This window comes from Nocardia amikacinitolerans NBRC 108937 (assembly GCF_001612615.1).
Taxonomy (GTDB): Bacteria; Actinomycetota; Actinomycetes; order Mycobacteriales; family Mycobacteriaceae; genus Nocardia; species Nocardia amikacinitolerans.
Map to the genome: position 1 here is coordinate 58,395 of NZ_BDAU01000022.1, position 21,200 is coordinate 79,594.

The 21,200-nt window shown below is 68.9% G+C and carries 16 protein-coding genes; 8 read left to right on the top strand and 8 right to left on the bottom strand.

The features are described from left to right. Positions 1–89: 89 nt before the first annotated feature. The gene (locus NAM01S_RS18195) at positions 90–665 is read right to left on the bottom strand and encodes a TerD family protein (RefSeq protein ID WP_067786815.1); all 576 of its coding nucleotides are present in this window, start codon (positions 663–665) and stop codon (positions 90–92) included. A 144-nt stretch (positions 666–809) separates the two neighbouring features. On the opposite strand from NAM01S_RS18195, the gene NAM01S_RS18200 reads away from it, so the two are divergent. Genes NAM01S_RS18200 through NAM01S_RS18215 form a run of 4 tightly spaced genes read left to right on the top strand, consistent with a single transcriptional unit; the run spans position 810 to position 6,947 of the window. Then, positions 810–2,027, top strand: a complete 1,218-nt coding sequence (locus tag NAM01S_RS18200) for a hypothetical protein (RefSeq protein WP_253799347.1) — start codon at positions 810–812, stop codon at positions 2,025–2,027. Positions 2,028–2,040: 13 nt separating this feature from the next. Next, positions 2,041–3,252, top strand: coding sequence for an HpcH/HpaI aldolase/citrate lyase family protein (locus NAM01S_RS18205; protein WP_157107783.1), 1,212 nt, complete (start codon positions 2,041–2,043; stop codon positions 3,250–3,252). After that, a complete protein-coding gene (locus tag NAM01S_RS34115; RefSeq protein WP_084483043.1) occupies positions 3,249–6,083 on the top strand; it encodes a phosphoribosyltransferase domain-containing protein in 2,835 nt (944 codons plus the stop codon). Before NAM01S_RS18205 ends, NAM01S_RS34115 begins: the two co-directional genes overlap by 4 nt. 57 nt (positions 6,084–6,140) lie before the next feature. Next, the gene (locus NAM01S_RS18215) at positions 6,141–6,947 is read left to right on the top strand and encodes an HAD family hydrolase (protein WP_253799350.1); all 807 of its coding nucleotides are present in this window, start codon (positions 6,141–6,143) and stop codon (positions 6,945–6,947) included. Here the strand turns inward: NAM01S_RS18215 and NAM01S_RS18220 are convergent. From NAM01S_RS18220 to NAM01S_RS18235, 4 genes are all read right to left on the bottom strand, one after another. Further along, positions 6,889–8,199, bottom strand: a complete 1,311-nt coding sequence (locus NAM01S_RS18220; protein WP_253799352.1) for an RNA-guided endonuclease InsQ/TnpB family protein — start codon at positions 8,197–8,199, stop codon at positions 6,889–6,891. The two genes, NAM01S_RS18215 and NAM01S_RS18220, sit on opposite strands and share 59 nt — an antisense overlap. Positions 8,200–8,556: 357 nt before the next feature. Then, entirely contained in the window at positions 8,557–9,321 is a 765-nt protein-coding gene (locus NAM01S_RS18225) for an AIM24 family protein (RefSeq protein WP_067786822.1), read from the bottom strand. A 2-nt stretch (positions 9,322–9,323) separates the two neighbouring features. Continuing rightward, positions 9,324–10,016, bottom strand: a complete 693-nt coding sequence (locus NAM01S_RS18230; protein ID WP_067786824.1) for an AIM24 family protein — start codon at positions 10,014–10,016, stop codon at positions 9,324–9,326. Positions 10,017–10,027: 11 nt separating this feature from the next. After that, positions 10,028–10,651 (bottom strand): AIM24 family protein, encoded by a 624-nt coding sequence (locus NAM01S_RS18235; protein WP_067786826.1) that lies wholly within the window; start codon positions 10,649–10,651, stop codon positions 10,028–10,030. A gap of 180 nt (positions 10,652–10,831) precedes the next feature. Here NAM01S_RS18235 and NAM01S_RS18240 point away from each other — a divergent pair, with 180 nt between their 5' ends. Continuing rightward, positions 10,832–12,127 carry a TerD family protein gene (locus tag NAM01S_RS18240; RefSeq protein ID WP_067786829.1) on the top strand — a complete coding sequence of 432 codons (1,296 nt, stop codon included), beginning with the start codon at positions 10,832–10,834 and terminating at the stop codon, positions 12,125–12,127. A gap of 43 nt (positions 12,128–12,170) precedes the next feature. Beyond that, the gene (locus NAM01S_RS18245) at positions 12,171–13,745 is read left to right on the top strand and encodes a TerD family protein (RefSeq protein ID WP_084483059.1); all 1,575 of its coding nucleotides are present in this window, start codon (positions 12,171–12,173) and stop codon (positions 13,743–13,745) included. A gap of 187 nt (positions 13,746–13,932) precedes the next feature. Here the strand turns inward: NAM01S_RS18245 and NAM01S_RS18250 are convergent, their stop codons facing one another. The 3 genes from NAM01S_RS18250 to NAM01S_RS18260 all read right to left on the bottom strand — a co-directional run bounded on the left by NAM01S_RS18250 (position 13,933) and on the right by NAM01S_RS18260 (position 19,205). Beyond that, positions 13,933–15,642 (bottom strand): glycosyltransferase family 87 protein, encoded by a 1,710-nt coding sequence (locus NAM01S_RS18250; protein ID WP_253799357.1) that lies wholly within the window; start codon positions 15,640–15,642, stop codon positions 13,933–13,935. A 106-nt stretch (positions 15,643–15,748) separates the two neighbouring features. Then, positions 15,749–18,088, bottom strand: coding sequence for a transglycosylase domain-containing protein (locus NAM01S_RS18255; protein WP_372511729.1), 2,340 nt, complete (start codon positions 18,086–18,088; stop codon positions 15,749–15,751). A 637-nt stretch (positions 18,089–18,725) separates the two neighbouring features. Continuing rightward, on the bottom strand, positions 18,726–19,205 hold the full coding sequence (locus tag NAM01S_RS18260; protein WP_253799354.1) for a DUF5318 domain-containing protein: 480 nt from the start codon (positions 19,203–19,205) through the stop codon (positions 18,726–18,728). Between the two features lie 100 nt (positions 19,206–19,305). Here NAM01S_RS18260 and NAM01S_RS35765 point away from each other — a divergent pair, with 100 nt between their 5' ends. Further along, positions 19,306–20,382 carry a DUF1707 SHOCT-like domain-containing protein gene (locus NAM01S_RS35765; protein WP_169810870.1) on the top strand — a complete coding sequence of 359 codons (1,077 nt, stop codon included), beginning with the start codon at positions 19,306–19,308 and terminating at the stop codon, positions 20,380–20,382. Positions 20,383–20,398: 16 nt separating this feature from the next. After that, positions 20,399–21,172 carry a DUF1707 SHOCT-like domain-containing protein gene (locus tag NAM01S_RS18270; protein ID WP_067786835.1) on the top strand — a complete coding sequence of 258 codons (774 nt, stop codon included), beginning with the start codon at positions 20,399–20,401 and terminating at the stop codon, positions 21,170–21,172. Positions 21,173–21,200 lie beyond the last annotated feature (28 nt).

Genomic DNA, 21,200 nt, shown 5'->3' on the forward strand with positions numbered 1-21,200 from the left:
TCCAACGAATGCGACCGGCGCGATACTCCCCCCGGTCGCGCGACGAGGGGGCTCGACGGCCGAGCCCCCTCGTGTTGCGCGTGTCTTGGTCAGACGTTCACGCCGTAGTCACGGGCGATGCCCGCGAGGCCGGAGGCGTAGCCCTGGCCGATGGCGCGGAACTTCCACTCGGCGCCGTTGCGGTACAGCTCGCCGAAGACCATGGCGGTCTCGGTCGAGGCGTCCTCGCTCAGGTCGTAGCGGGCCAGCTCGGTGCCGTTGCTGCGGTCCACGACGCGGATGTAGGCGTTGCGCACCTGACCGAACGACTGCTGACGGGTGTCGGCGTCGTAGATCGAGACGGGGAAGAAGATGCTCTCGATGGTCGGCGGGGTGTTGGCCAGGTCGACGTTGATGACCTCGTCGTCGCCCTCGCCCTCACCGGTGCGGTTGTCGCCCGCGTGCTCGATGGCGCCTTCCGGCGAGCGGAGGTTGTTGAAGAACACGAAGTGCTGATCGCTCAGCACCTTCTTGTCGCCACCGGTCGCGATCGCGCTGGCGTCCAGGTCGAAGTCGGTACCCGTAGTGGTCCGAATATCCCACCCCAGGCCGACGGAAACAGCAGTCAGGTTAGGCGCCTCCTTGGTCAGCGAGACGTTGCCGCCCTTGGACAAACTGACACCCATGCGGGAATCCCTTTCATTAGTCCGTCTGTGGTCCCAGCATGTCCGAATCGCCGGGTACGACTTACGACAGTAGTAGGTTTCGGCGAACTTGCGTAGGAACTGGGGGAACCCCCGGCGAACAGGAAGATCTCCTACCATCGGGGCGTGGTAGGGCGCAGGCGGAGCTGGTTCCGGTCGTCCGGGAACAGCGAATGGATCGAGCAGGCACGAGCCCGGCTCGCGGACGCGTTCCTCGACATGGATCGGCGGCAGAGCGCGGCGGAGGCCGCGGTGCACGCCTCGGAGGAAGTCTTCTCCGAGCGGGGGTTCTCGTCGGCGTGGGATCCGGTGCGCGGCCGCTGCTACGACGCGGCGGGGGCGTATCTGGCGCTGACCGAGGAACTCGAGGCGGCCCAGCGCGACGGCACGAGCGTCGCCGACGGCCGGCAGCGCGCCGACGTCGTCACGCGGCAGTTGGCCGACGCGGCACGCGCCGTGGACGAGTTCTATCGAGGTAACCAGGCCCGGCTCGAGGAAGCCGTCGCGATCGTGCGGTCGGTGCCGCAGCTTGCGCAGCAGGTGAAGGTCGCTGCCGCCGCGGTGCGCGGGCAGGCCGCGGAATCCGCGTACGCGGACTACCCTTCGGTGCGGCTGCGCGCGGCCGCCGTCGATGAGGCGCTGGTCACACTGGAATCGGTGGGTGTGAGCGGTGGTTCGGGCGCCGTCCGCGCTGCTGCCAACCGCTTGGACGCGGTCACCAAGGAACTGGCAGAAGCGTTGGCGCAGGCCCCATCTCGACGCGGCGCCGCGAATACCGCGCTCACCTCGGTGGATACCAGGCTGGCCGCCGTACGCAACCGGTCGGAGCGGGTCGGGCCCGCCTACTCGGCGTTGCTGCGCGAGTTCAACGCTGCGAGTTCGGCGGATCTGGCCAACAATGGGCGGGAATGCCAGCAAGCCATCGATGCCGCCGCCGACGCTCTCGCCAGGGCGCGCGCCGCATTGGACGCGAAGAATCCGGAGTCAGCCCTTGAATTGACCGCTACCGCGCGGGGGAGCCTCGGCGCCGCCGAGCAGCTGATCGACGCCGTCACCAAGCGGCTCGAGCTGTTGCGTTCGGTTCGCGAGGACCCGCAAGACAAGGCCAAGGCCGTACGATTCAGGTTGCGGGACGCACAGATGCTCGCGGTGAGTCGGGGGCTCGCGGGCGAATGGGGATCTGTGCTGGACGCGCAGGCCGAACGAATCGAACGAATCACCGAAACACTGTCGGGGCGGCACCCCGATTACTGGGCCTATGTGGCGGAACTGGATGCCGTCACCGAATTCATAGCCGGGGTAGTGGATCGAATGAGAAAACAAGCAGGACCACGACGAGAATGAGGACGGAGCACCGATGACCGCTCCCGTCGCCGTCCAGCAGGAAGTATCCCTGCGGAAGCGACTGCCGCTGCGCCACTTTCGGCAGCTGCAAGGCCCCGACGCCAGACATCTCTTCCACCGCCAGCCCGAACCGTTCGGTGAGCACACCGACCGGGATCTGCTCGCGTACGGACTCGGCGCGACCTTGTACGCGCCTGCCACCAGACCCGATCTCGCCGAGACCATCCGGCGCCGCGCCGACCGCGGCGTCTGCTCGATGGTGATCGACCTCGAGGACGCCGTCGCCGACGACGAGGTGGAGCTCGCGAAGAAGCAGGCCGTCGACGCGCTCGGGGAACTGGCGGCCAGCTCGGACCCCAACCCGCTGCTGTTCATTCGCGTGCGCGAGGCGAGCGCCATCGGCGAGATCGTCGACCAACTCGGGGCGGGCGCGCCCGCGCTGACCGGCTTCGTCTTCCCGAAGTTCGACAGCTCCACCGGCCGCGCCTATCTGGACGCGCTGGAAGCGGCGGCCGAAAGTTTGGCTCGGCCGCTCTACGGCATGCCGGTCCTCGAGTCGGCCGCCCTCGTGCACCGTCAGACCCGCGATCAGGAGCTGACGAACATCGCGGCCATGCTGGCCGAGCACCGGGAACGGGTCCTCGCGGTGCGGGTCGGCGCCACCGACATGTGCTCGACCTTCGGCATCCGCCGCGACCGCGACCTGACCATCTACGACGTGCGCGTCGTCGCCGACGTCATCGCCGACATCGTGAACTACCTCGGCCGCGCCGACGGCACCGGCTTCGTGATCACCGGACCGGTGTGGGAGTACTTCGCCGATCACGAGCGGATGTTCCGGCCGCTGCTGCGCACCGCGCCGTTCGAGGAGTCCGACGCGGTGCCGTTCCGGCAGTACCTGGTCAGCCGGGATCTGGACGGACTGCTGCGCGAGATCACCCTGGACCGCGCCAACGGCATCCAGGGCAAGACGGTCATCCACCCCTCGCACGTCGCGGCGGTGCACGCGCTGTCGGTGGTGTCGCACGAGGAGTACTCCGACGCGCTCGACATCCTTCAGGTCGACGTGGGTGGGGTGGCGGCCTCGGGTTACCGCAACAAGATGAACGAGATGCGGCCACACCGCAGTTGGGCTCGGCAGACGCTGCTGCGGGCGCGGGTGTTCGGTGTGGCGAACAAGGGAGTTTCTTTCGTGGATCTGCTCACGGCGATGGTGAAGGTATGAGTGGGCCCTGGGCGACGCGAACACTCGGTATCGAACTGCATCATCTGTCTTGTCACGGCACGAGTTCCGACGGCGTGCTGCCCGCCGAGCTGTCGATCGAGATGCTGATCGAACCCGGTCTGCGGCGCAATCCGCGCCGGGCGCACCTGCTTGTCTCGACGGTGCTCGGCAAGCATCTGCCCACCGATCCGCGGGTGGTGCTCGACGCGGGCAACCGGCTCGGTGATCTGGTGCGCGCCGTCCTCGACGAGCGTGCGGGCGAATCGGCGCAGGCTGTCGTGCTCGGATTCGCCGAGACCGCAACGGGTCTCGGCCACGCGGTCGCGGCACGGATCGGCGCGCGGTGCTACCTGCATTCGACGCGCCGCGACGTGCCGGAGGCCGAGACGCTGGCCGGTTTCGAGGAGGGGCACTCGCACGCCACCTCACACCTGCTGCAACCCGCGCCCGCCGAGATCTTCCGCAACGACCTGCCGCTCGTGCTGGTCGACGACGAGATCTCCACCGGCGCTACGGCGATCGACGCGGTGCGCGCGCTGCACGGGTTCTCGCCGCGTTCGCACTACGTGCTCGCTTCGCTGGTGGACATGCGTACCGAGGAGGACCGGGCTCGATTCGAGAGCGCCGCGGCCGAACTCGGTGCTCGCATCGACACCGTGTGCCTGGCTTCGGGATTGACGAAGCTGCCCGACGGCCTCACCGATGCCGTCACGTCGATGCCCGATCCCGAGCTGAATCCCGTTGCTGAGCAGCGGGGTTCGTTCGGTCGCATCGAACTGCCCTGGCCCGACTCGGTGCCCGAAGGCGGACGGCACGGGATACTCGATTCCGACACCGCGGCTTTCGAATCCGCCGTCGCCGCGGCGGCAACGGTGCTGTCCGCCCGCCTGGCCGTTGACGCGCCGGACCGCCCGGTCATCGTGCTGGGGCACGAGGAACTGATGTACCTGCCGCTCCGGTTGGCCGCGGCGCTGGCCGAGTCGGGCATCCCGACCAGGTATCAGACCACCACGCGCTCACCCGCCTACGTGCTGGACGAGCCGGGGTACCCGCTGCGGCGCGGATTCCGTTTCCTCGCACCGGAACCCGATGCGGAAGCGCCGCGCTATCTCTACAACGCCTGCTGGCCGCAGGATTTCGATGCGGAGCTGCGCGAGCTGACGGCGCGACACCCGTTCACCGCCGACGACGTGTCGGCCGCGGGCGACGATGCCCAGGCTGCGGGCGAGCGCGGGCGCGGGGCGTCGGACGGCGTGCGGATCGCGGCTGAGGGCGCGCAGGATTCCCGCGACCATGCGCGGGCCGCGGGCAAGCGCGCCGAGCGGGAAGGCGTGCGGATCGAGGGCGACGGCGTGCCGGAGCTGGACGACGCGGCACCTGCGGACGTGTGGACTGCGCGCGACGACCAGCTGTCGGGCGACGCAGTATCGGGCGACGGACCGAGCGAAACGAACCCGGTCCTCGTCGTGGTGCTCGACCCGCCCGCCGACACGCCGGAGCTGCTCGCGGACGGCGGTTTGGTCGACGTCCTCACCGCTTCCGGCGCGGACGTGCTGGTAGCGGTCGTGCCGGGCGCCGATCCGCGTAAGTTGGACAGCGAGCGGCGCGCGGTTCTCCATGCGTCGGCGGCTACGGACAGGGAGGTCGAGACGAACCGCGTGATGCGAACCGAGACGACGCCGGTGGCGACCGAGGAGTTGCCGCTACCCGCGCCGCTGTACGGGCCGGAGTTCGGTTCGTACGCGGCCGACGAGGTCTCCTGGCTGCTGAAGGATCTGTCCGACGCCGACCTCGAGGCCGACATCGCCGAGCGGGAGCGCCGCATCCAAGCGGGCGTCGCGCACTACGCGGAATCGCTGCCGATCGAGTACCAGCCGGATGCCGCCTACCGGAGTCTGTTCGACGAGGTGCTCGCCGAGAGCGCCGAGCGGCTTGCGCTGGCCGTGGGCACCGTCGCCGAACTCGTGGTCGCCGAGCGGGGCGAGGACATCGTGTTGGTGTCGCTCGCGCGCGCGGGGACGCCGGTGGGCATCCTGATGAAGCGCTGGTTGCGCTCGGGCCGCGGCGACGGGCTGCCCAGCCTGAACGTGCCGCACTACGCGGTCTCCATCGTGCGCGATCGCGGCATCGATGCCGTCGCGCTGGATTACCTTGCCGAGCACCATGATCCGGCGTCGGTGGTGTTCGTCGACGGCTGGACCGGCAAGGGCGCGATCACCAAGGAGCTCACCGAGGCGCTCGACGCCTATCACGCGGCGGGTGGCGCGCGATTCGACGACGAACTCGCCGTGCTCGCCGATCCCGGGCACTGCGTGCGCACCTACGGCACCCGCGACGATTTCCTGATCGCCTCGGCCTGCCTGAATTCCACGGTGTCGGGCTTGATTTCGCGCACGGTCCTGAACGACACGCTCATCGGGCCCGGAGACTTCCACGGCGCGAAGTTCTATCGCGAACTGGCGGCCGACGACGTCTCCGGTCGCTTGCTCGACGCCGTCACCGGCGCCTTCGAGGCGGTGCGCCCACGCGTGCCCGCCGAGCTGGCCGCGGTGCTCGGCTCGGACCGGACTCCCACCTGGACCGGCTGGTCCTCGGTGGAGAAGGTGCGCGCCGAGTACGGCATCGCCAGTGTGAATTTCGTGAAGCCGGGGGTCGGTGAGACCACCCGGGTGCTGCTGCGCCGCGTGCCGTGGCGGGTGCTGGTCCGCGAGGCCGACGCCCCCGAGCACGCGCACATTCGGATGCTCGCCGCCGCGCGCGGTGTGCCCGTCGAGGTCGTCCCCGACCTGGCGTACTCGTGCATGGGATTGATCAAGGAAGTACCGAAGTAGATGCTATTGGTAAGACCACGAAGACAAGCGCTAGTCGCCACCGATCTCGACCGCACGATGATCTACTCGCGCAACGCTTTCAGCACCGCCTCGGAGGTGCCGATGGTGTGCGTCGAACATCTGGAGGGCGCGCCGCTGTCGTTCATGACGACGGCCGCGGCGCTGCGCATGCAGACGCTCACCCAACCGGCGGCCGTCATCCCGACGACGACCCGGACCATCAAGCAGTTCAACCGGATTCGACTACCCGGGGCGCCCTGGCGCTACGCGATCACGAGCAACGGCGGCAACATCCTGGTCGACGGCGTCCCGGATATGCGCTGGCGCATCGACATCGACGTGAAAGTGCGCCAGAGCGGCGCCACCCTTTCGGAGGTGAGTGCGGAGCTACGCGCCAGGATCGATGACTCCTGGGTGACCAAGTTCCGCGTCGCCGACCATCTCTTCTGCTACCTGGTGGTCAAGCCCAAGGCGGTGCCCGATGGCTTCCTCGCCGAATGGGACGCCTGGTGCCGTGAGCGCGGCTGGTCGGCATCCCAGCAGGGCCGCAAGATCTACACGATGCCGCAGTCGGTGTGCAAGAGCGTCGCGGTCGCCGAGGTGCGCCGCCGCCTGCTGGAATCCGGCGAACTCACCGACGTAGCCAAGACTTTCGCCGCAGGCGACGGCGCACTCGACGCCGAAATGCTGCGCGCCGCCGACTCCGCCATCCGCCCGCGGCACGGCGAACTCGAACAACTCAACTGGACCAGCCCCAACCTCACCATCACCCGCGCCACCGGCATCCTCGCGGGCGAAGAAATCATCAACTGGTTCTTGACGTCCTTTCCCACGGCTGAAGCTGTGGGATTCCAACCTGCCTAGGCCGAGGTTGGGTGGTAGTACCTCGCGGGTTCCCACCTGGTTCCTGCTTCATCGACCGCCCAACGGCGAGGTCTCCACAGGCTGACACGGACAGCCCGTCCGCCAGAATGTTCTTCGCTGCGTTCACGTCCGCATGTTCGCTGTGCCCGCAGGTGGTGCACCGGAACACCGCTTGGCTCTCACGGCTTCCCGGGTCCACGCTGCCGCACGCCGAGCAGCGTTGCGACGTGTACGCGGCAGGGACTTTTACAACGCGGGTGCCCGTGTAGCGGGACACACTCATCAGGGCCCGCTCGAAGGCATGCCAGCCCTTGTCCAGAATGCTGCGGTTCAGACCGGCCTTCTGTCTGACCCGGATGCCAGGGTGCTCGATGGTGCCCTTGGCCGAGGCGGTCATGTTCCTGGTGCGCAGGTCCTCGATGGCGACCAGGCTGTGCCGGGTGGCAAGCTGGTTCGCGGTCCACGCACAGAAATCTGCCCGGCGGTTGCGCTCACGCCGCCGGATTGTCCGCATAGCGATGATGGTCTTGCACCGGTTCGCACTACTCTTCTGCTGCCTGGCGAGTTTCTGTTGCAACCGTCTATATCGGGCAACCTCGCCCGGCGTGCAGAATTCGCGGTCCCACATCGTTGCGTCCGATACCGCAACAGCCACCCTCACGCCACGATCCACGCCCACAGCTGTGGTGCTGGCATGCCTGTCCCGTGTGGTGCGGCCGTCCTCGACGAGAAACGAGATGTACCAGCCGACACCGTCCCAAGACATCGTCGCTGAACGCACCGCTCCGCCCACTCCGCGTGACCAGCGCAACCGAATCCAACCGAACTTGGGCAACTTCACCCGGCCCCATCTTTTGCCGAGCCGTTCCACGGTGATCTGTTTTGGGTCAGGAAACCGGAACGACGGCAACCAACGACGCGCAGAACGCCACCTCACCCGGAACGTGCCATGCTCCCGGCAGGCCCGGTCCAGGTCCATAATGGTTTGCTGCAACACATGCGACGGGGCGCCCTTCAGCCATTCGTGCTCGGTTTTCGCGTCCGCGAGCTGCCCAGCTTGCTCGTTGTAGTTGATCCACGCGCCTCGTCGGCGGTACTCGCGGCGCTGTTGCAGCGCGGTGTTCCACACCGACCGGCAGATCGCGCCGACCGTCTCGGCGAACTCGGCCTGCTCCGGAGTGAGCTGCAGCATGTACTTACGGCCCGTCAGCATCGGATCACCATTGCTTCGGTTGCTCGACAGATCGCTCAATAGTCGACAATGACGGGCGGCCCTTGGTGGCCATCACCAGCCGATGGACCAAGCACCACAGATCCACCTCGGCGAGAAGGTGAACGCGGCCCGGGCATGGTCTCCATCTCTACCTACCCCACCCCTTCTCTTCGACGACTCCCCGGCTGATCGCTCGCAGCCGATGCTTCATCCGGACGCCGAGACTCCGCGTCCGATACCACTTGAAACACGCACTTAATCAATACGTCTGAGCTGGAGTGCAGCGTAACAGCCATGCCGGGCGTGGCGCGGGTCTCAGGTGTCGACTGCACCGAACCGACGTCTGACGGATACGCTGCATCCGACGGGCCTCAACGGTCACTTCGGTCCGTGAGATCAGTAGTGCTGCTGCTGACCCGCGAGCTGCTGGGCGATCACACCCTGGAGGCGTTGCAGGCCGCCGACGGTGACGCCGCTCTGCAACTGGCCCTCGATGGTGCGCACGAGCACCGAGTCGCTCATGACTTTCTCGCTGGACTGGATGAGTACCGTTCCGGCGCCGGTGAAATCGAATTGCCGCTCCTCGCCGGAGTTCACGCCGAAGCGCGCCGCGCCCGCCGCCAGGAAGCTGGAGACCCACTGGTGGTCGTAGTGGTGGCTGGGGGAGGGGCAGTCGGCCCAGCCGACCAGCGATTCCGGGTCCACCCGCAGCGGCGGTTCGGCGAAGATCACCGGGCCGTTGGAGGAGGCGAGGAACTTGCCGGTGCCGATCAGGGTGAGGAACCCGGGCACGATCGACTGCTTCAGCGCGAGACCGGGCTCGAAGGCGAGCAGGTTGGCCGCGCGGATGGTGAGGTTGCCGTCGTCGAGATCGAAGGAATTGATGTCGTAGCCGCGGTCGCCGATGATCAGCTTGCCGTGGCCCTCGGCGACGACGTAGTCGTTGGTGAACAGCGGCGCCGAGAACTGCTGCGACACCATGTGCATCAGCCCGCCGTGCAGGCCGTGGGTGAGCAGCTGGAAGTTCATCTGGCCGTAGTAGGCGATCATCGCGCCCTTGCGCATGAACCACGGCTTGTTGAGGTCGATGCAGTAGGCGTAGCTGTTGCCCGGGATGTTGTCGCTTTCGCCGAGCGTCATCGGGTTCAGGATCTGGGCCATGGTCACAACTTCTCTTCGGAGGCTTGCACGTAGACGACACCCTGTCCGACGCAATGCAATTGCATCGCCTCGCCGGAGCCGCGCCCGACCGCGTCACGCCAGCTCAGCGCGGTCTTCAGTTCGGTCTGCACATTGCCGTACGCGGCGACGAACGCCTGCGGGTCGACCACGATCGGATTCGGCCCGCCCACTTGCAGTTCCAGGAATCCGCCGTGCGCGAGCAGCACCGCCGCGCCGTGCCCGGACAGCTGGGTGGTGAACATGCCCTGCCCGGTCAGCGCACCGGAGGCGGCGCCGCGCAGCGCGCCCATCAGACCGCCGCCACCACCGCCGCCGGAACTCGCCACGGAGACGATCGAACTCTGCAATCCGGCCGTATTGGCAAGCAGCCGTGAGGCTTCCACCCGCAGCGACGCGCCGGGCTGCATCTGCACGACGTGCACCTCGAGCCCCGCGAAGCCGTAGTGCACCTGGCCGTTGCCCTGCGCGAGCATGGTCCGCTCGTGCTCGCCCGCCATCATGCGGCCCGCCATGCCCATCAGCCCGCCGCCGCCCATGCCCTGCGCGCCCGGAATCTGGTGCGGCGCAAAGGAAACATCTCCGCTGTAATACAGCATCGCGCCGCTGCGCGCGACGACGCCGCCCGCCATGCCGACGTCGACCTTGACGACCTTGCTGTTGACTTTCTCGAACATCGCAGGGCCCCTTACCGTTCCGCAGGCTGGATCAACACGACGCCTTGGCCTTCCCAGCGCAGCGAGAACGCCTCGCCCGCATCCTGACCCACCACGGTCCGCCACGAGACATCGGTGACGAAGGACTGGTTCAGATTGCCCTGCGCGGCGACGAACGCGTCCGGATCGACCACCAGGGGATACTGCGGCGACACCTCCAGATGGATCAGCGGGCCGCCCGCGGAGAGCAGCGCGACCTGTCCCTGGCCGGTGACCGTGGTGGTGAACAGCCCCGCCCCGGTGGACGCGCCGCGCAAGCCCGCGAAACGCACGTCGGTGCGCAGATTCCCGGCGAAGGCGAGCAGCTGCTGCGATTCCACCTGCAGCGTCTCGCCGTTCAGGTTCACCACCGACACGTGCTGGCCGTTCACCGCGAAGAAGACCCTGCCGTTCCCGCCGCATTCCATCAGCGACAGCTTCTCGCCGGTGGCGCGCCGCTTGAGGCCTGCGAGCACGCCGTCGCCTCCGCCGAATCCGGCGGCCTTGAACTGCACGTTTCCTTCGTAGGCGATCATCGACCCGGCGATCGCACGGACGCTCGTTCCGGCGAGGTGGGCCTCGACCACCTTCTTCGACTGTTCGAAAAGTTGTGCCATCTGGGAGTTTGCCCTGCTGTCGCGTTATCGGAACATGGGTCGTCGTCACGTTCCGCTGCCAGCGGTCACTGTAATGGACACGCGCGATTCGCAACGCCCCGCGCGGCGTTTACTTCGGCGGTGGCCGGGCCGTTTCTCGTAGAGTGGCAACCGTACGCACCGACAAGCGAAGGGTCGACCTTGTCCGCAACACTCGCCAAGGGCCAGAACGGCCCGCTGGCCACCAACGATGTGGTGATCTCCGTCCAGCTGTCGGCACCGGCGGACCTGTCCGCACTGCTGGTGACCGAGCGGGGCAAGGTCCGCTCGGACGCGGACTTCGTCTTCTTCAACCAGCCCAACGGCCCCGGCGTCAACCTGCAGCCCGCACCTTCCGGGCAACCGGCCTCGCTCGCCGTGTCGCTGAATTCGGTGCCCGCCGATATCGACCAGATTCGCGCGGTGATCACCCTCGACGACGCCTCCAGCAATTTCGGCAGGACCGCGCCGCCGGTCGCCATCGTCTCCGACGCGGGCGGTAATCCGTTGTACGAGTACCGGATCGACGGGCTCGACACCGAGTCCATCGTGATCGCGCTCGAGCTGTACCGCCGCCAGGGCTCCTGGAAGGTGCGCGCCGTCGGCCAGGGCTACGCCGGTGGTTTCGCGGCGCTGGTCACCGATCACGGCGTGACCGTCGACGAGGCGCCCTCGACCCAGCAGGCGCCGCCGACGCATTACCCGCAGCAGACTGCCCCGGCCCAGCAGTCGCCGCAGTACGCGTCCACCGGCTCGTCGTACCCGCCGCCGTCCGGCCCCGGGTACACGCCGCCGACCGGCGGTGGCTACCCGCCGCCGCCCGGACCGGCTACCGCGCCACAGCCCGCGGCGCAGTCGACCGGCGAGGTGAGCCTGAGCAAGGACCGCCCGGTCAGCCTGCAGAAGGGCCAGCGCGTCACGCTGCGCAAGGAGGGCGGCCAGGCGCTGACCTTCGTGAAGATGGGGCTCGGCTGGGATCCGGTGCAGACCCGCGGCATGTTCGGCAACCGCACGGTCGACATCGACCTGGACGCCTCGGTGATCATGTTCGCCGACGGCAACCCGGCCGACTACGCCTACTACGGTCAGCTGTCCTCCAAGGACGGCTCGGTGCGCCACCAGGGCGACAACCTGACCGGTGAGGGCGAGGGTGACGACGAGGTCATCCTGGTCGACCTGACCAGGATTCCGGCGCACATCACCTCGCTGGTGTTCATCGTGACCTCCTACAAGGGCCACACCTTCGAGCAGGTGCGCAACGCGTTCTGCCGCCTCGTCGACGGCTCCAACAACGCCGAGCTGGCTCGCTACACCATGGCGGGCGGCATGGCGTTCACCGCGATGGCGATGGCGAAGGTGTTCCGGGTCGGCGCCGACTGGAAGATGCAGGCGCTCGGCGAGGGCTTCCAGGCCAAACATCCCGGCGAGGCGATTCCCCAGCTGGGCCGCTTCCTCTGAGGCGGGCTCACCGGGGGTACGCGCGAAGAGCATGGCGGACAACGTGATTCAACTGAAGGCGGGCCAGAACATCCCGCTGACCGGCGATGTGCTTCGGTTCGGGGCGAAAGCCGATGCGGCGCTGGATGTTTCCGCGCTGGTGGTGGCGGAGAACCTGCGCGTGTTCGACGCGTCGGACTTCGTCTTCTACAACCAGCCGAGCACCGGCGGCGTCGCGCTGGACGGCGACGAGGTGCGCATCACCCTCGAAGGGGTGCGCGCCGACGCCAAGGCGGTGCTGCTGGTGGTGAGCGCCGATCCCGCCGCGCCCGGCGGCGGCGAGCTCGGGCCCGTGACCGCATCGCTCGCCGAGAACGGCACGGTCACAGCGGAATTCGCGATCGCGCCCGCGGCGGGGGAGGCGGCGTTGATCTGCCTCGAGGTCTATCGGCGCGGGGACGCGTGGAAGGTGCGCGCCGTCGGCCAGGGTTACGCGGGCGGGCTGCCGGTGCTGCTGCCGGCGCACGGCGTCGAGGTGTCCGGCGGACCGGATGCCGCGGCACACGCACCGCACCCGGCGGGCGACCGCGACGCCATCGCCGGACCGCAGCAGGCCCAGCATCCGACCGGCGCTCCCGCGCAGGAGGTGTCGCACGGCCTGGAACGGTTGTGGATGATCTTCGAGGACGCGGCCCGCTCGGCCGCCGCGCTCATCTCGGCACGGGACTACGCGGCGAAACGGCTGGACGAGGAACTCTCCGCCGCGGTCTCCGACCCCGCGACCAGGAACACCCCGGTCGCCGAGGTCAAACGCCAAGAGGCGCAACGCCGCAGCGACGAGCTCGTCGGGGTCGCCGAGGCCAATCATCGGCGCGACAGCGAACATCTGATGCGCGAACTCGCCGAGGCCGACCGGTTGCTGCCGCCCGCGCTGGCCTCTTGGTCGTCACCGGCCTGGGAGGGCAGCGCCAAGCCGAGCGACGGCATCCGACTCGGTGAGCTGTACGCGATCGAACGCGGACCGCTGCGCATCCCGTACTGCGTACCGGTGCCGCTGACCAGGCCGCTGTGGATCGACACCGAGCATTCGGCGGCGGTCGTCCCGGTGGTCGGCGCGCTGCTTGCCCGGCTCCTCGCGTCCGATCCCGGCAAGCGCACCCGCATCGATGCCATCGACCTGACCGGCGCGTTCACCGGACTGCTCGCGCCGCTCGGACCGGTGCTGAACGGGCCGCCGATCACCGACCACGACGAGATCTCGGCGCGGCTGCAAGCCCTCGTCGACGCAGCCGAACTGGCCGAAATGGCTTACAACAGTGGAGCTTTCACGCCACCCGTCGAGCATCGGGTACTGCTCGCCGCCGACTTCCCGCACGGGTACCAGGCCTCCGACGCCCAGCGCATCACGGCGCTGACCCTGCGCGGCGATCTGATCGGACTGTCCATCGTGATCGTCGGCAGCGACGAATCCGAATCGCCGGACGGCACCGTCGCGGCGCTGTCGCAGGCCTGCCGCCACCTGCCGACCGTGGAGGACACCCCGCTGTTCGATCCGTGGACCGGCAGCGCCTGGCAGTTGGAGTTGGATCTGCTGCCGCGCGACCCGGACCGCGCGGCCAAGCTGCTGCGTTCGGAGTAGGTCGCGAGCGGTTTCGCCCGCGGCGGCGGACGGCTGTGCGGGCGAACCGGTGCGATGGTTGCCGCGGCGCGAGTCGACCACAGCGGTGCATGGTCGTCGATTGCGGGGCGGCCGTTGCGGTGTGGGTCGTGGCGGTGGCGCGTCGACCACTACGGTGGCGCGTCGGCTTGTAGCGGTGCGGTGGCGGTCAGCCGGTGCGGGCGGGAACTCTTCTGGGGCGCAATGGTTCCGGCAGCCAGGGGAGTAGCGGGTCGGCGCTGCGGTCGATGACGCCGCCCGCCGGGTCGTCGACGAAATCGCGGCGCACCAGGTCCTCGCCCGGCCGGTAGATCTGCCAGACGATCAGCGCGCAGAGCCCGAGCACCGCGAGGTCGCGCAGGACGACGGTCCCGGTGAACCACTGCTCGGGCAGACCCTTGCGGTCGAGGCCGAGGTAGTAGAACATGCGCGGCACCCAGACGAGCGCGTCGATCGTCATCCAGGCCAACAGGATTCGGCGGTGCGGCAGTGCGAGCACGGCGAGCGGCACCAGCCACAGCGAATACTGCGGGCTCCACACCTTGTTGGTGAGCAGGAACGCCGCGACCACCAGGAAGCAGAGCTGCGCAAGGCGCGGGCGGCGCGGCGCGGTCAGCGCGATGTAGGCGATCGCGGCGCAGGCGAGCACGAACAGCAGCAGCGAGACCGCGTTCAGCACGGTCGGCGCCTCGCCGTGGTCGAGTTCGCCGTCGAATCCGGTCCAGCCGGTGAACGAGGTGATCACGTTGTAGATGGAGTCCGGGTCGGCGTGCCTGGTGGTGTTGAGCCGGAAGAACTCGCGCCAGCCGTTCGGATACAGCACCGCGATCGGCAGATTCACCGCCAGCCAGGTGCCCGCCGCGGCCGCCACCGCCACGATGGCCGCGCCGAGCGGACGGAAGCCGAAGAACTGGATGCGGTACGGGGTTTCGCGCACCCAGGTCAGCGCGGCGCGCCACCCGTCGATATCGCGCATCCGCAGCCCGAGCCGGGCGCTCGGCACCCGGTGCATCGGATCGACCCGCAGACACAGCACCACGATCGGGCCGAGCAGCAGCAGCGGATAGAGCTTCGCCGCGCCGCCGAGCCCGAGCAGCACACCGGCGAGCACCGGCCTGCGCCGCGCCCAGGCCAGCAGGCCGGTGGCGGCGAAGGCGGTCGCGAGTGCGTCGAAGTTGGTGAACGCGTGCACGATCACCAGCGGCGAGCACGCGATGAGCGCCGCGTCCCAGATCCGGCGTCCGGCGAGCAGCGCAGAGGCCCACACGGTGACCAGCCAGCCGAGGGCGAGGCCGAACGCGACGACGTTGAAGTAGATGACCACTTGCAGCGCACCGGGCAGCGGCAGCGCGTCCCAGGTCTTGGCGATCTGCATGGACACGTACTGGTACAGGCCCGAGAGCACCGGGTATTCCATGTATCGGGTCTCGCGGCCGCCGTCAGGTGTCTGCTCGACCCAGGCCTTCTTGTACGGGAACGCGCCCTCGTCCAGGCGTTCGGCGCCGTACAGCGGCACGGTGTCCGAATAGCACATCGCCACGTACTGGCGGCCGTTGTTCCAGTCCAGCGTCAGCGTGCCGTCGCCCGCGTCGGTCTGCTGGATGCAGCCCGCCTTGGTCGCCCAGCCCAGCGCCAGGAAGATCACCGTGCAGGCGAAGATCACCCGCAGCGGTGTCCAGAACCGGACCCGGCCGATCAGCGCGTGATCGCCCACCGGCCCGCCGACGACAGTGCTCAACTGCGCGGCGAGGGAATCGTTGCGGCTCGGGCGATCCCGCGCGTCGGCCGAGCGCAGGTCCGGTGCCAGCGGCGCGGGCGCCGCGTAGTGTGTCCCGCCACCAGAGCCCCCGCCGGAGCGCGCGGCCTCTCCCGTCCGCACGTCCACCACTTGCTGATCGGTCACGAAACCCGAGCCTAATAGGTCCGATAAAAAGCGAGGCCGCCCGGAGGATGTCCGGGCGGCCTCTTCGGTTTCGAGCTCTCGACTAGCGGCTGCGGGTGGGCTGGGGGCTCGAGCCCTCTTCCTCGCCGCTGTCGCCTGCTCCGCCCCCGCCGTTTCCGGTACCGCCCGGACGCGGCGTGCCCGTTTGTGTCGGTGAGCCGCCGCCGGTCGGGGCGACCGGCTGGCCGGGCAGCGGGCCCGGATCCTGCTCACGCTGCTGCGGGCGTTGCTGTGTCTGCGGGTTTGGCTGAACGCCGGGGACCGGGATGGTGATGCCGGGCAGGATCTCCACCTGGGTCGGCGCGATCACCACCGGCGGCACCGGCGCGTCGACGGTCGACGGCGGGGTGTACGGCGCGGTCCACTCCGGGACACCCGCCTGGCCCTTGATCGGCGCGGGCTTCGGGAAGGTCTCGGTCGGCGTGCCCTGCAGCGCGCCGTCCATGGTCGCCTTCCAGATGTCCGAAGGCAGGCTGGAACCGTAGATCATGGCGCCCGCGTAGTTGCGCAGCGGCGAGTTGTCGACGCTGCCGACCCAGACCGCGGTGGACAGCGACGGGGTGTAGCCGACCATCCAGGCGTCCTTGTTCTCGCCGGTGTCACCGAGCTGGGCGGTACCGGTCTTGGACGCCGACTCGCGACCACCGGCCAAGCCGTGGTTGCGCGAGTACGCCGCGATCGGCTTCATCGCCGCGGTCACGTTGTCGGCGACGGCGGCAGAGACGCGCTGTTCCCCAGCGACGTCACCGCGATCGAGCAGCACCTGGCCGTCGGCGGTCACCACCCGCTGCACGAAGTGCGGCTGGTGGTACACGCCGGACGCGGCGAGCGTGGCGTAGGCGGAGGCCATGTCCAGCGGACGGGCCTGGTACTGGCCGAGCACGATGCCGTTGTTCGGGCCGGAGCCGTCCGGTTCCGACAGCGTCTTGCCGACGCCGGGCAGCTCCTCGGGGATGCCGAGCTTGTGGCCCATGTCCGCGATCTTCCTCGGACCGTTGCCCATGTCCAGCTGCATGCGATAGAAGCTGGTGTTCAGCGAACGCTTCAGCGACTCGGCGATGGTGCACATGCCGCAGGACTCGCCCTCCACGTTGGTGATCTTGATGCCGTTCACCGTCAGCGGCGAGCTGTCGTACATCTGCGAGAGCGGGATGCCCTGTTCCAGGTTCGCGGCCAAGCCGACCACCTTGAACGAGGAACCGGTCTGCAGCGGCGCGTTGGCGAAGTCGTAGCCCTGGCCGTCGGTGCCGCCGTAGTAGGCGCGCACCGCGCCGGTGCGCGGATCGATCGACACCACCGCGGTCCGCAGCTGCTCGGGCTCGCCTTGCATCTTGCTCGTCGCGGCGTCGACCGCGGCCTGCTGGGCCTTCGGATCGATGGTCGTGGTGATCTGCAGACCGGCGGTGTTGAGCTGCTGCTCGCTGATGCCCGCCGCCGAAAGCTCCTCGAGCACCCGGGTCTTGATCAGGCCTTCGGGTCCGGAATCCAGCGTCTTGTCCTGGGTCTGCGCGACGGGGGTCACCTGCGGGTACTGCATGCCCTGCCGGTCGGCGGGCTTCAGGTTGCCACCGTCGACCATGCCGTCGAGCACGTAGTTCCAGCGGGTCTTGGCGCCCTCCGGGTTCTTCTCCGGATCCAGCAGCGACGGCAGCTGGATGGTGGCGGCGAGCACCGCGCCCTCGGCGACGGTCAGATCCTGCACCGGCTTGCTGAAGTAGGCCTTGGACGCCGCGTCGATGCCGTACGCGCCGCGACCGAAGTAGATGGTGTTCAGATAGGCGGCGAGGATCTCGTCCTTGCTCCACTGCCGCGCCATCTTCGCCGAGATGACCAGCTCGTGCATCTTTCGGGTCAGCGAGCGTTCGTCACCGACCAGCGCGTTCTTCACGTACTGCTGGGTGATCGTCGAACCACCGCCCGCGCTCTCCTTGCCCATGATGTTGTCGCGGGCTGCGCGCACGAAACCGGAGATCGAGAAGCCGGGGTTGGTGTAGAAGTCCCGGTCCTCGGCCGCGATGACGGCGTTGCGCACGTGCGGCGGGATCTGCTCGATGGTCACGTCGGTGCGGTTGCCCTGCGGCGGAACCACCTTGCTCAGCACCGTGCTGCCGTCGCTGGCGTAGATCATCGCGACCTGGTTGGTCTTCAGGTCGCCGGGCTGCGGCACCGACACCGTGGTGTAGGCGACGAGGAAGACGGCGCTCGGCACCACGATCGCGAGGGCCATGCACACGTAGAGGGTCCGGCGGATCAGCTTCCACGGAATCCGCTTCGCGCCGGGCCGCTTGCCCGCGCCGCCGGAACCACCGTCACCGCCGCCGTTGCGGCGCGGCGGCGGACCCGAGGGCGGCTGACCCGACTGGGCGCGGCGCTCACCGGTGATCGGACCGTTCGGCCGACGGTCGCGGTCGATCGCGGGCCGCTGGCCGGTGTTCGGCCGCGCGCCCGCGGGACGGACGGCGGCGCTCGGACCGGACCGCCGGTCGCGCTCGGCGACCGCCTCGCTCAGCGAGCTCGGCCGGGGCGCGCCCTGCGGATTCTGGCCGGGCCGCTGAATGCGCTGGGTAGCGCCCGCCGCGCCGCCGGGCGGCTGCGGACGACCCTCAGGCGGACGACCCTCAGGCGGGCGGCCCTGCGGGGGACGACCTTGCGGGGGACGACCCTGCGGCGGCGGTCCGGGACGATGCGGCGGCTGCGGGCCGCGCGCGCCACCCATGGGGCCACCCTGCGGACCGCCGGGACGCGGGCCACCCTGCCGCGGAGCGCCCGGTGGCGGTAGCGGACGGAAACCTGGCGGCGGCGCCTGGCGCTGGCCTGGTGACGGGTTCGGAGCCGGTTGTGAACTTCGCTGAGTGCGGCCGCCGTGCGGTTCATCGCCGTAGGGGGAAGTCTCGTAAGGCGAATTCACTGACAAGATCTCCATAACTCGTATCGGTCAGGCTGGTTCGGTGCGGTCACGGGCACCGCAGCGGACACGTGTTGGCTCCGCGTGTCACCCAACTGGCAGATGACCAGGCACATCACTCGGCGGCGGTACGTCGGTTCGCTCGGGTACCCGTACGGCGACGCGTGGGCGCCGGGGCGTTGCCGAGCACGTAGGACTGCACCAGATGATTCCAGCTGCAGCTCCGGCATACCTCGACGACATGAACCGAGAACTCCTCGCGAGTCTCGGCGAGGCGCGTGAGCTCCTCGGGTGTGCGAGCCGAACCAGCTACCGGTCCCAGGCCGTCGCCGTAGACCCAGGATACGAGGGTGAGCTGTTCTTTCCGGCAGATAGGGCACGTGACCTCGCTCCCCCGACCGTGGAACTTCGCCGCACGCAGGAGATAGGGATTTGCATCACACACCTCGGCGACATCGACCCGGCCCGCATAGACGTCAGCCAGCAGCGACCGGCGCCGGAGCGCGTAGTCGACCACCTGCCGCTGAATTCGCACGCCAACCAGAGTAGCGGGGTGCGGGCGCGGGCGTCTCGGTCCGTGCGGCTTCGCGCGCATTCACATGCCGTCGGTCGATGCGGTGCACCGCCCTCCGCCGGTTCGAATTCCGCCGGTGGAACGGGGCGCGGCGGGGGTCGGGGCCGTCTACGATTCGGTGGTGTCCACCGGGAATGACGGGCGCATGCGAGCGCGAGATATCGATCGGGTCCATGCGTGCGGGGTATTGGACGCCGCCTACGCGGAGGGGCAACTCGGGGGCGAGGAGTATCGCGAGCGGACCGCTAAGGCCGCCAAGGCGAAAACCCTCGGTGAGCTGGCCCGGTTGACGGTCGATCTCCAGGTTCCAGCGGCTGCCCGCGATCTGACACCGCGCGGTGCGACGCGGAAACCCTTGCGGCGTGGCCGATCCCGTGCGGGTTACGCCGGTCACATCCGGGCGCGAAATGTCGATCGCGCCAACACCATTCACGTCCTGGACGACGCGCTCGGCGACGGCCAGCTCACCGCCGAGGAACACGAGGCGGCGACCGAACTCGCCTCGGCGGCGAAAACACTCGGCGAGCTGGCGGAATTGGTCTCGGACTTGCAGCGCGCCGCCGAGCCGTCGCCGACTCCGCCGCGCTCCCGCCGTCGGCTCTTGTTCCGCGCCGCCGTCGGCGTCACGGCGGTGCTCGGCGTATGGGCGGGCTACTTCCTGGCGGGCAGCGACGACGCGCGGGTGGCGGCGACGTCTCGGCAGACGATCGATCCGAACCCGGTGCAGCCCTTGGTGCTGCCGACGCCCGAGCTCAACACGGTGGCGGGCATGACGCTGTTCCGCGACCGGTATCGCGAGAAGTTCGGTGACACCGTCGTCGACGAGCTCGCGCTGCACCGGAATTTCGCCACGGTGCGGCGAATCGCGCCGGAGGGCCCGCAGTGGTCCGCCGACTGGAATTACTGGGGCGGATTCCAGCGGCCGAACGACATCATCACGACGCGAAGGGCCGACACCCGCACGGTGGACCTGGCAATCCTCGACGTCGAGGCGATCGGCAAGGCGCTCGCAAACGCGCCCGCGCTGACGAAAGTGCCCGACGGCGTCGTCGACTCGATCGACTTCTCCGTCGACGATTCCGGCACCGCGCCGGGCAGGCCGCTGGTCGAGATTCGCGTGCACAACGAGCGCGGCCAGTACGGCCGCGTCCAGCTCACGCCCGCGGGCGAGGTGCTGAAGGTCTGGGAGGTCCGATGAACCGGGGCGCGCGGTGATGGCGTCGAACACGGCCCGGCTGCGGGCGCGCGACACCGATCGCGCCGACGTCTGCGGACTGCTCGACGCCGCACTCGCCGACGGACAGCTCACCGAAAGCGAGCACACCACCCGCACACAGGCGGCCATGCGAGCGAAGTCGTTCGGGGAACTGGACAAGCTGATCGCCGATCTGCAAATTCCCGGCGATCTGGTCGACGCGCCCGTCGTGCGCGGCGGTCGCGGCCGCGGGTGGTGGCTGCCCGCGGCGATCCTGCTCGCGGCCGCGCTGTTCGGCGCGCTCGTCGGATGCGTCGGGCGCGGGGGTGTCGATCGCGTCGCCGCCGACCCGCTGCCGGACCTGACCACCGGACCCGGCCTGGCCTACTTCATCGATCGGTACCGTGCCGAGTTCGGCGACACGGTCGTCGACGATCTCACCGTGTATCCGCGGTACGCGATCTTCTACCGCAACGTGAACAACCGATCGCAGTACTTCCACTTCGACGGTGATTTCGACCCGTCCAGCAGTTCGCAGGCGCGCAAGCTCGACACCCCGACCGTCGACCTGGCCACCATCGACCTGCCGGTCGTCTCCCGGCTGCTCGCGGGCGCACCGCAGTCGTTGCTGCTGCCGGGCAGTCCGATCTCGCACGTGAGCATCGAGCGCGAAGCCGCGAAGAACGCGCAACCGCGCCTGCAGATCTTCGTCCGCAACGAGGTCGACGAGAGCGGGTTCATGACCGTGCTGTTCGACGGCGAGCCGCTGGAAGTCCGCCCGCCCGGTCGCTGACCTGCGCACTCACTCCATATATCGCCCA